The organism is Actinomycetota bacterium, from assembly GCA_028698215.1.
Classification (GTDB): domain Bacteria; phylum Actinomycetota; class Humimicrobiia; order Humimicrobiales; family Humimicrobiaceae; genus Halolacustris.
Genome location: JAQVDY010000055.1, coordinates 1 through 3,583 on the forward strand (window position 1 = coordinate 1; position 3,583 = coordinate 3,583).

Annotated in this window: 5 protein-coding genes; all 5 read right to left on the reverse strand. The window is 46.0% G+C overall.

Going from position 1 to position 3,583, the window contains the following annotated elements:
* On the reverse strand, positions 1–216 hold the full coding sequence (locus tag PHN32_09055) for a dodecin family protein (GenBank protein MDD3777735.1): 216 nt from the start codon (positions 214–216) through the stop codon (positions 1–3).
* 108 nt (positions 217–324) lie between these two features.
* A complete protein-coding gene (locus PHN32_09060; protein ID MDD3777736.1) occupies positions 325–1,254 on the reverse strand; it encodes a DUF4214 domain-containing protein in 930 nt (309 codons plus the stop codon).
* A gap of 133 nt (positions 1,255–1,387) precedes the next feature.
* Complete coding sequence (locus tag PHN32_09065) at positions 1,388–2,446, reverse strand: DUF4214 domain-containing protein (protein ID MDD3777737.1); 1,059 nt, start codon at positions 2,444–2,446, stop codon at positions 1,388–1,390.
* Between the two features lie 109 nt (positions 2,447–2,555).
* Positions 2,556–3,113: a chromate transporter gene (locus PHN32_09070; GenBank protein MDD3777738.1), complete on the reverse strand. Its 558-nt coding sequence runs from the start codon at positions 3,111–3,113 to the stop codon at positions 2,556–2,558.
* The coding region (locus tag PHN32_09075; protein ID MDD3777739.1) for a chromate transporter at positions 3,110–3,583 on the reverse strand (474 nt) is incomplete at its 5' end. The genes PHN32_09075 and PHN32_09070, both read right to left, overlap by 4 nt.

A 3,583-nucleotide genomic window follows, 5' to 3' on the forward strand; every position in this document is an offset into this window, starting at 1 on the left:
TTAGACCTCTAAGTCATCCAGAACAAAGCTGATCTTCAACAATACCCTATACTCTGTTACCTGGCCCTGGTCGTCCACTTTTACTTCAAAATCCTTTACCCAGGCAGATTTTACATGCCTTAAGGTCTTGGTGGAGCGCATTATTCCCTGCTGGATAGCATCCTCAAAACTCTTGGTAGATGAAGATTTAAGCTCGGTGATTTTTACCAGTACCATCTCATTTTCCCCCTTGTAGCAATATTGATTATTACACCTATATTTTACTCCTATAAAACAGGAAAGAAAATTAGATAAACATTACATAGAAACCAGGGAAAATATAGCTTAAGCCGCTATATCATTCCTGTTCCACCACCAGGTGGAAGAATCATAAATATGTTCTAAGGCATTCTTTAGGTAGGATATGTACCAGGCCGGAGCCCCGATACCATAACAGGTTTCAAGCTCTTGCTGCAAAGCAAGTCTCTCGTAATCGGCAATACCCATGGAATCAGCAAGGTCCCGGTTAGCCAAATGGTTTAACTCATGGGACAAGGTGGCCGCTATAATTAAATTTTTATCATCGCCAAAACCGGAAAAGGAATTAAGATCTAGGTATATAATCATCTTATCAATATCAGCCATGGCAGAAGCCGAATATCCTGACAGGTCTCTTTCCACTATCCTGGACACCAAAGCCAGCTGGCTGTAGGCAGGGGGATAACCGGTTTTAAGAATCCCTGTTACCTGCCCTATAGTGGCCTTAAAGCTGTCAGAACCGGAGATGCTTACAGCAATACGTCCTGCATCTGTTTGGCTAATAGAGCCTGCTGAGCCGGCTTCAATCCCGTATTGCTGGCACAGCCGGGCAAATTCTACTGAATTTATAAAGCCAGTCAGTACAAACTGCCTGCCTCTTCCTGATTGCAGCTGTCCCAGCCATCCGGCATAACCTTCCATATCAGGGGGGCGGTTAAAAAAAGCAGCATAGAGTATTTCCAGGTATTGGGCATCAGTAGTATTCTTGGCTAAAAATTCATCTGAGAATATAAAGCGCTGGGCAACATCTGCCCCGGTTAAGGTACCCTGCTGAAGGTGGCTGACCCAGTTATCCAAGCCGGCACTATCCGGCTGCCGGTCCAGGCATAGGTTATAGAACCTGGTAACAAAAGCTTCTATCCCGCTGTCCTGTGCGGCCAGCGGCAAGGGAGCGGAAAAAAGAACCAGCACTGCTGCAACTACTACTGCAACGGCTTTAATATTTAATCTATTCATATAATTCTTAGCCTAACTTTTTTACTGAATTATAGCAGTACCAGCCAGCCTTGGCTAAACATTATTTTTTATGGGCTAAAAGTATCAGTCCTTGCCTAAAAAGTTACCGGTATAAATGGTTTAGCCCTTTTGCTTACCTTACCAGTACCGAAGCCAGGTTATTATAAACCGTATTGGCTACCACACTGGATCCCTGGGATGAATAATGGCACCAGTCAGACAGGTTGGCAGAAATATTTCCGCTTAAAGGACCGTGCACATCGATCAGCCTTACCCCTCGTTCGGAAGCTATCTCATGCACCTTGCCTACATAGCTCATGTAATCAGACTTGGTAGGAAATTCATTGGTTTTAATGGGCCCAAAATTCTGTAAAAATACAATAGCCCCAGTAGCCTTGGCCTTGTCTGTCAACTTGCTCAGGTACTTATCAAAAGTGCTCAGCCCGTTACCGGCATCATTGGTACCATAGGCAATAACAATAATCTGGGGGTTATGCACCGCTACCGTGGATTCAAACCGTCCATACCCTCCTGCTGCCGTCTCCCCATTTTGGGCACTGGCTACCACATTGAAATTTGCTCCGGGATAATTCTGCCTCAGCAGCTGGGCTAATTTGGGTACCCAGTCAGATTTTACAATCAAAGAATCGCCCATGCACACTACATTAATAGTGCCGCTGGCCTTAATGGTGGCAGGCGCAGCAGAGGTGCCGCTGCTGCCTCCGCTGTCCCTGCTGCCGCTGGCTTTGATGGAGCCAGGCCTTATACCGTATTGGGCGCACAGGGCTTCAAATTCCCTGGAGTTTACAAAACCGGCCAATACAAAACTTCTGCTCTGCCCCCGGTTTAGCTGTCCCAGCCAGCCGGCATAACCTTCCATGTCTGGGGGCCGGTTAAAGAAGGCTTTATACATAACCTGTAAAAACTGTTCATTGGAAGTATTCTTGGCTAAAAATTCCTTGGAGAATATAAATCTTTCCGCTACATCTGCTCCTGCCAGGTAGCCAGAATTAAGATGCCCTACCCAATTAGCCAGGCCGTCGGGGTCCGGCTGCCGGTCCAAACACTGCTGGTAAAACCTGGTAACAAAAGCTTCTACCCCTGAATCAGCAAAAGCTAGGCTGGGAATAGATAATGATATGAGCATTATCACCGAAAAAATTATGGCAAAAACCTTTACCCTTTTAGCCATGGCCCCTCTTTTCCTTAAAATATTTGATTTTTTTATATGTAAAACAGTTATTTTAATTCTATTAAAAATAATAGTTTTGTCCAGAGAAAGATAAGCTTTTTGCTTTATTTTAAAAAATCCCCAAATAATACAAAGCTATACCTGCCCCTGCTGAGCCCAGCAGCAGAAAAATAGGGTTTACCTTAACCGTAAGCAGCAGCACCAGGCTTACGGCCATAATGGCCAAACTGGCCACATCCCATGACCCCCAGCCAACTGGCCCCAAAAATAAAATATTTCTGCCCACAAATACCGCTGCCGCTATAATTAAGGCCAGCACCACCGGCTTAATGCCCCATAGAAGCCTTTTGACCAGGGGATGGGAACGGAACCGGTACAGCAGCCGGGCAGTGGCGGCAATCAATATAAAAGAGGGAAGCACCACTCCCAGGGTAGCTGCCGCCGCGCCCCCTATGCCAGCAGTATTATAGCCGGCAAGGGTAGCCGTATTTACGGCAATAGGGCCCGGGGTCATCTCAGATATGGATATTATGCGGACAAATTCCTGGGCAGAAAACCAGCCATTGGCTACCAGCTCCCTTTCTATTAGGGGAATCATGCCATAGCCTCCCCCGAAACTAAACAGCCCTATCTTAAAAAAAGAAATAAACAGCTGCAAATAAATCATTGCTTTCTCCTTTGCAGCAAATTTATGCCGTAAATTGCCAGCCCTATTACCAGGCCCATGATAATGATATAGATGGGATGTATATTCAACCAGAAAAGAAGGGCTAAAGCTGCCAGGGCAATAATTACACATATTATGCCTTTCAAGGCACTTTTGCCCACCCTTAATGCAGCCACTATAAGCAGGGCCACCACACAAGCTCCAATGCCTTTTAAAGCCGCCTGTACTACTGGCAGGTCAATAAAGTAGCTAAACACGGTACCCACTAAAATCATGATGGTAAAGGAGGGGAGCACCACTCCCAGGGTGGCCAGGGCTGACCCCCCATATCCGGCTACCCTGTAGCCTACAATAGTAGCTGAATTAATGGCTACCGCTCCCGGAAAAGACTGGCTGATGGCCAGTATGTCACACATATCCTCATAGCAAATCCAGCGCTTTTTGTCCACTATTTCCCTTTCTATTAAGGG

Bases quoted from the DNA above. Each gene is read 5' to 3' on its own strand.
- PHN32_09060 (MDD3777736.1), bottom strand. From the start codon at position 1,254: ATGAATAGATTAAATATTAAAGCCGTTGCAGTAGTAGTTGCAGCAGTG.
- PHN32_09065 (MDD3777737.1), bottom strand. From the start codon at position 2,446: ATGGCTAAAAGGGTAAAGGTTTTTGCCATAATTTTTTCGGTGATAATG.
- PHN32_09070 (MDD3777738.1), bottom strand. From the start codon at position 3,113: ATGATTTATTTGCAGCTGTTTATTTCTTTTTTTAAGATAGGGCTGTTT.
- PHN32_09055 (MDD3777735.1), bottom strand. From the start codon at position 216: ATGGTACTGGTAAAAATCACCGAGCTTAAATCTTCATCTACCAAGAGT.